This window comes from Brunnivagina elsteri CCALA 953 (assembly GCF_002289455.1).
In the GTDB taxonomy this organism is placed as follows: Bacteria; Cyanobacteriota; Cyanobacteriia; order Cyanobacteriales; family Nostocaceae; genus Brunnivagina; species Brunnivagina elsteri.
Map to the genome: position 1 here is coordinate 1 of NZ_NTFS01000405.1, position 5,845 is coordinate 5,845.

Here is a 5,845-nt window from a genome sequence, read left to right on the forward strand (position 1 = left end):
AAATAATGCTTCTGAGTTAACCCAGAAGCGCCAAAAAATAACAAAATGTGTTTTGACTTGTAGACGACTTCACTGTTTACTAGTACTAGTGTACTATATCTCGGATCGGATATAGTGCTTTTCTTTTAAATGCAATAAATAATGACAGAAATCAATAAACAAGGGCAAACAACCGTTTGCCCCTACAGGTTTAAATGCTCTTCAAGAAGAGATGCGATCGCATTTGGTTTGACTTGGCTATACTTCTTTTTACCTAGCTGTACGATACAGTTGGGAGCTTTGGAGCATTTTTTAATACAACCAGTGGTTTGGATTGTGACTTGTTGACGCAAGTCGCGAATCACTTCTTTCGATGCTTTACCATTGCATAGGGATTTCTCGATGTTTGATAATAACTGTTTTGCACCCCTTTTGCGGCAACCGGAACCCTGACAAACCAAAATTTTGGCTTTTCCTAGACATTTTGGCTGGGAAAGGGTTTCCACGACTTCCAGTATGGGTTTTCGCAGTTGTGATTTATCTATAGAGCATACATCTAAAAGCTTGACATCATAAGCTTTAAGCTTGATGTTGCCATTACTCCCATGTAATTTGCTGTAACCAATTATACGAATATGATTACCAGGAACCAAAGTTAAACCGAGAACCTGCCGTAGTTCCTTGGGAAGCTTGATTTTCAGATTTCCGGTAGTGAGTGCTGCGATCGCATTACACTTTGCCAATGCGAATTGTAGATACTTGAATTTCTGCGGATGATTACCTGCAAAACCAAGAAACTCACCTTCAAGGTCAAATTCTGATAATTTCAGATATTTATCACCCATAAAAGTTATTGGTTATTAGTTATTGGTTATTAGTGACTAAATATTAGTTATTGATTATTAGTTATTGGCTGAAAATAATAATTACTTATTAATCATTAACAATTAACTACTAATTATTAACTATTAATCATTTTCTATTAACCATTAACTATTAACCATTAACATTCAACTAAATTAAGCAAGTCGTCGAGCTTCGTAGGTTTGTGGTAATTTTAAGGGTTGTGGTAAATTAGAAAATTCTAATTCCCATCCATTAGCCAAAGTAAAAATCTTGCCTGTCTCCGAATCAACTTGCTTAACAACTTCCTCCTCTAAGTCTTTTTTGGGAACATAAACCGTGAGCTTGCCACTAGAATCTTCACGTAACATGACCTTCATTTATCTTCCTCTTTATCGGGATTCTTCTCAATTAACTCAAGCTCTTTTTTCTTGCAACCGACTGTAAACCCACTTTGTAAAAAATGCACCGCATAAATATAAGAACTCTGGAGATATGTCCCAATACTAACGACATAACCAATTTCTCCCTTTTTTGCCAGAACTGTGCTAATTTCTTGTCCTGGGAATGTTCCATCATTTTTGAGAAGTCTGCGAGTGCGAACCTTGTCACCAATCTCATATTCCGGAGGTGAATATAGTTCGATTTCATCAGATTGTTGCATGGGAATACCTCTGTTCGAGTACCAAATTCAACAGTTCTTGCGTGCTTAAGCTGCGCTTTTTCTGAATGGATTCTCGTCGTACTGCATCTAGTACAGACTGACTTTCATCACGGTTTAAGACAATTCCATGTTGTTGTAGCAAGCTTGTCAGTAGGTGTCTACCGGAATGCTTGCCAACTACCAAACGTCTTTCCCATCCTACCTCTTCCGGTGCAAATGGCTCATAAGTAGCAGGGTTTTGCAATACACCGTGAGCGTGAATACCAGACTCATGAGCAAAGGTATTTTCACCCACGATTGCTTTCCAAGGTGGTACGTTGCAACCAGAGGCAGCTGCAACCATTCGAGAAAGTTCCAAAAGTCGGGTTGTATCAATGCCCAAATCAATACCATGCAAGCGTTTGAGGGACATGACAACTTCCTCTAACGCCGCATTTCCAGCACGTTCTCCCAAACCGTTAACGGTAGTGTTTACTGATGTTGCACCAGCTTTTAAACCAGCGAGTGCATTTGCTGTAGCCAAGCCAAAATCATTGTGGGTATGCATCTCCACGGGAATTTGTAACCCCGCAACAAGCTGCTTAATTCGTGTATAAGTGCTGAAAGGGTCAAGTACTCCCACCGTATCGCAGAAGCGAAATCTAGAAGCACCCCACTCTTGGGCGTATAATGCTACGTCCTGGAGGAAGCATTCATCAGCTCTAGAGGAATCTTCACCACCAACAGAAACCCAGAGTCCTTTATCAAGTGCAAAGTTGATACTATCTCGAAGTTGTGTTAGGGTTACACGCCATTGTCCATGAAATTTGGTGGCAATCTGAATCCCGGAAATGGGTATAGAGATATGTACGCGCTTCATTCCGCAAGCTATTGAGGCTTCAATATCGGAGATAACTGCACGGTTCCAACCTAGTAGTTTGGCGGACAAACCAGAGTCGGATATAGCAGAAATTGCCCGTGTTTCTTCCTCACCCATAGCCGGAATGCCGACTTCGAGTTCGCTAACGCCAATTGCGTCAAGAAATTGTGCGATCGCAACTTTTTCTTGCAGATTAAATGCGACACCAGCTGCTTGTTCACCGTCACGCAGAGTCGTGTCATTAATTTGGATTTGGTTCATCTCAAAAATACCCCTGAGGAAATTTTCTCTATCTCCTTTCTAGATTGCCTTTTTTAATTGCGAAAGAAAGCTACTTGTGGTTAGAAATAAGGATTCAGTATTCAGTAATCAGGATTCAGAATTTAGTAATCGGAATTTAGTATATTAGTTAGTAAATAAAATCACCTTTAAATTATTAAATAAAAGCAAAGTTATTATTCCTTCTAATTATTAACTCCTAACTCCTAACTCCTAACTCATCATTCCTAAACCTTATTTCCTTATATAACTTTTGCCCAGCATCAATAAATTATCTGTATACCATCCAACCATAAAGTGAATAACTCATGAATCATTGTTAGCAATATTTATCGAATTATTGCGGAATAAGCTGTAGCTAATGTAAGAGTTTATCGTACCGGAAAAAGCTAATAAACTTAAACCTGCCACTAATGTAATCATGATGTTGTCTCTTGAAAATAACGAAAAAAGTAGGATGATAGCACCAATTGTTGTTACTGATATTTGCGGAAAATAATAATAGCCTTTATACTTGCCTTTCCAGCCAGTCAAAAATCTTTCCTAACTGTTCAATATCTACCAAGCCATATTGCCAAAGTAACATTGGGAAAGGGGCATTTTTCAATTCTGGATGCCGTAAAACCACAGTGATATCAGCAGTTGATAGTTCAATTTCGCTTTGCAAAAAATTGATTAACCTAGTATCACTACCATAAATTATCATACTCAATTAAGCTCCTAAATTAAGCTTATCTCAAAGCTTCCAACATTGTTCGAGCCAATCAATCAATTCTCCACGACTTGCAAAAAATTGCATTAAAGTACTGCGAACCAAAATAGCCGTTAGTATATTATTTATCTGCACTCGCAACGAACCATCAGCATCACACCAGCAAGGAATCATCAACTCTTGTAAGCGGTGATAAATTCGCCAGCGCTCTGCCAGTGGAACATTTATAACTTGAGCATCTAACGACTCTGAATTTACGGGTGCTGACATCTTAACTTGCCGAATTACTTATTGTTGGTTCTTACTTACTTTCTTGGTTTGCAGAATTAGTAAAAATTTCTACCTGCTGCTCCAAATTTTGAATCCGTAAAAGCAGAGAACGAATCATTTCTCCTTCAACATCAGGCAACTTACCGTGTTCCAAGGGTAAAATACTGCATTGGGGATTGTGGGGAATATTCCGACCGGGAACCCCAACGACGGTATTATCAGGAAGGACATCGCGCAACACCACACTATGAGCGCCAATCCTCACGCGATCGCCCACTTCAATATTCCCCAAAACTTTAGCACCAGCACCCACTACAACGTTTTTACCTATGGTTGGATGACGTTTACCTGTTTGTTTACCCGTTCCACCAAGAGTCACACCTTGGTAAATCAGGGTATTGTCTCCAACTATTGCGGTTTCCCCAATCACAACTCCCATCCCATGATCGATAAATACTCCTTGACCAATTTGTGCCCCTGGATGAATCTCAATCCCCGTTAGAAAGCGTGCCAAATGGGAAATTAAACGTGGTATGAAGGCTAGCTCACGTCGATATAACCAATGGGCAATACGGTGAAAGCAAAGCGCGTGCAATCCTGGATAGCAAAACATGACTTCCAACCAACTACGTGCAGCTGGATCGCGCTCAAAGATGATCCGAAAATCACTTATAACTGGCTCCATGATTGACTCAAAAAAAGCACCAGAAAATAGATTTTGTAAAAAAGTGTTTTTGACGCGACAAAGCCTCGACGGTTCACACTTCTTGTCTCGACTCCGATTTCTGTTATGCAAAGAATACTGCTGCATCGGTCTTACCTGGATAATATAAGCGATGTGTTTTATGCTTATATCAGCAGCCTCAAACCAAATACAGTCAGCGATGGCAATTGAATTTATTAAAATTTATTAATAATGTACTCAACCCTGGAAATATCGATTTCACAAATATTTCAAATCTGGGTGGGGGTAGGGGGACAAGACTTTCTTAGATAGAGGTACTAGATATTTTGAGGGCAGGGATTAAGTATTTTTGCACTCAGCCTTAATGCTTTATTGATAGCAGCTTCAAGTGTTTTTTAGAGCAATATTTCTTTACAAAAACTTGTACTCAAAAATCAATGTAGAGCGACTTTACTACTTATTTTTTGTATATAGAATTACTATTTTCAATCCTATATCTTTATTTATAAAAAACCTAGATTTCTTTATTTTATTTTCATTTTTCTTCTGTACTTGCTAACACCAATTATTTTTGATGTTAATCTTTCTTTCTTCTTCTTCTTCTTCTTCTTGGCGTACTTGGAGACTTGGCGGTTCAATCATCTGCAATATACCTGAATTCTAGCCCCCTGAATTACTGAGTTCCTAATAACACCTAAAAATCAACAAATACTTATATAAAAGAATATGTAAAGTTTTATAAAGTCAAGCAACACTATGCATAAAAACAAGTTCTCTATCCATAGAAAAGGTAGAGGCATGTATGTCTTTATATTACCTTATATCGATAAATCAGGGTGTTGATTATGGTGCAAATTCGCGATTTGGTTCAACAAATTCTCAGAACTGGTTATTTAACGCTAGAAGCGGAAAATCAACTACGTAATCTTCTTAAAACCAAGTATAGTCAGGAAGACTTGAAGGCTTTTATGACATTACAAGAAGCTGCAATGAATGGTTTGGTTAGGCAGGAGTCGCGTGAAGAGCATACGCTGAAAGTTGGTTAAAATCCTGGATAAAGAAACACAATTGGTGTGAGTGTGTAGAAGCAAGATGAATTAAGTGTTTCTTTTGTCCTATTTTACTGGTGTAAAATAATCAGATTTTACGGTTGAAGAATTAAACCGCCAATAAATATGGAAGTAATATCTATTTTGTGTTCTATATTCTATGTTTGTTTAAGTTAAAATTTACACTTACGTTTCTGATGTAAAACTAAACCTGCACTTAATGCGATCGCAATTAAGGCAAATGTGGAACCAGGCTCGGGTATAGTAACAAAACTGAGAGCATTAATACCAAAAGGTACGTTTGCTTCGGAAGTTCTCAAAACTAGTCGCGAAATATTGGCTGTATCGCTAGAAATACCCAGAAATACAGGGTAATTATCCTCTTCTGTGGTTGAGAAAGTCCCTAATAACGAAATTGTTTGCTAAGTTCAGTAAATCACAAAGTTTCTTTCAATAAAAGGAAATCACAAAAATCTGTAGCGAGATATACAATCAATTTAAAATG

The 5,845-nt window shown here is 38.1% G+C and carries 9 protein-coding genes; 1 reads left to right on the forward strand and 8 read right to left on the reverse strand.

From position 1 onward, the window contains the following. Window positions 1–182 precede the first annotated feature (182 nt). The 7 genes from CK510_RS25020 to cysE all read right to left on the reverse strand — a co-directional run bounded on the left by CK510_RS25020 (window position 183) and on the right by cysE (window position 4,417). Complete coding sequence (locus tag CK510_RS25020; RefSeq protein ID WP_095724258.1) at window positions 183–824, reverse strand: (2Fe-2S) ferredoxin domain-containing protein; 642 nt, start codon at window positions 822–824, stop codon at window positions 183–185. Window positions 825–998: 174 nt separating this feature from the next. Continuing rightward, window positions 999–1,202, reverse strand: coding sequence for a putative nitrogen fixation protein NifT (nifT, locus tag CK510_RS25025; protein ID WP_095724259.1), 204 nt, complete (start codon window positions 1,200–1,202; stop codon window positions 999–1,001). After that, a complete protein-coding gene (locus tag CK510_RS25030) occupies window positions 1,199–1,486 on the reverse strand; it encodes a nitrogen fixation protein NifZ (protein WP_095724260.1) in 288 nt (95 codons plus the stop codon). The genes nifT and CK510_RS25030 overlap by 4 nt, the downstream gene beginning before the upstream one ends. Beyond that, window positions 1,473–2,606, reverse strand: a complete 1,134-nt coding sequence (gene nifV, locus CK510_RS25035) for a homocitrate synthase (RefSeq protein ID WP_095724261.1) — start codon at window positions 2,604–2,606, stop codon at window positions 1,473–1,475. The genes CK510_RS25030 and nifV overlap by 14 nt, the downstream gene beginning before the upstream one ends. Window positions 2,607–3,132: 526 nt before the next feature. Then, on the reverse strand, window positions 3,133–3,330 hold the full coding sequence (locus CK510_RS25040) for a DUF2949 domain-containing protein (RefSeq protein WP_095724262.1): 198 nt from the start codon (window positions 3,328–3,330) through the stop codon (window positions 3,133–3,135). Window positions 3,331–3,360: 30 nt separating this feature from the next. After that, a complete protein-coding gene (locus CK510_RS25045; RefSeq protein WP_095724263.1) occupies window positions 3,361–3,606 on the reverse strand; it encodes an Asr1405/Asl0597 family protein in 246 nt (81 codons plus the stop codon). 31 nt (window positions 3,607–3,637) lie between these two features. Continuing rightward, window positions 3,638–4,417 carry a serine O-acetyltransferase gene (gene cysE / locus CK510_RS25050; protein ID WP_095724264.1) on the reverse strand — a complete coding sequence of 260 codons (780 nt, stop codon included), beginning with the start codon at window positions 4,415–4,417 and terminating at the stop codon, window positions 3,638–3,640. Between the two features lie 719 nt (window positions 4,418–5,136). Between cysE and CK510_RS25055 the strand changes: the two genes are divergently transcribed. Further along, window positions 5,137–5,337: a hypothetical protein gene (locus CK510_RS25055; protein ID WP_095724265.1), complete on the forward strand. Its 201-nt coding sequence runs from the start codon at window positions 5,137–5,139 to the stop codon at window positions 5,335–5,337. A 176-nt stretch (window positions 5,338–5,513) separates the two neighbouring features. Here the strand turns inward: CK510_RS25055 and CK510_RS31190 are convergent, their stop codons facing one another. Then, window positions 5,514–5,660: a PEP-CTERM sorting domain-containing protein gene (locus CK510_RS31190; protein ID WP_143289426.1), complete on the reverse strand. Its 147-nt coding sequence runs from the start codon at window positions 5,658–5,660 to the stop codon at window positions 5,514–5,516. Between the last annotated feature and the right edge of the window lie 185 nt (window positions 5,661–5,845).

What these genes read in the sequence shown, in the direction of transcription:
- nifV (WP_095724261.1), bottom strand. Translation starts at nt 2,606, where the DNA reads ATGAACCAAATCCAAATTAATGACACGACTCTGCGTGACGGTGAACAA.
- CK510_RS25030 (WP_095724260.1), bottom strand. Translation starts at nt 1,486, where the DNA reads ATGCAACAATCTGATGAAATCGAACTATATTCACCTCCGGAATATGAG.
- nifT (WP_095724259.1), bottom strand. Translation starts at nt 1,202, where the DNA reads ATGAAGGTCATGTTACGTGAAGATTCTAGTGGCAAGCTCACGGTTTAT.
- cysE (WP_095724264.1), bottom strand. Translation starts at nt 4,417, where the DNA reads ATGCAGCAGTATTCTTTGCATAACAGAAATCGGAGTCGAGACAAGAAG.
- CK510_RS25045 (WP_095724263.1), bottom strand. Translation starts at nt 3,606, where the DNA reads ATGTCAGCACCCGTAAATTCAGAGTCGTTAGATGCTCAAGTTATAAAT.
- CK510_RS25040 (WP_095724262.1), bottom strand. Translation starts at nt 3,330, where the DNA reads ATGATAATTTATGGTAGTGATACTAGGTTAATCAATTTTTTGCAAAGC.
- CK510_RS25020 (WP_095724258.1), bottom strand. Translation starts at nt 824, where the DNA reads ATGGGTGATAAATATCTGAAATTATCAGAATTTGACCTTGAAGGTGAG.
- CK510_RS25055 (WP_095724265.1), top strand. Translation starts at nt 5,137, where the DNA reads ATGGTGCAAATTCGCGATTTGGTTCAACAAATTCTCAGAACTGGTTAT.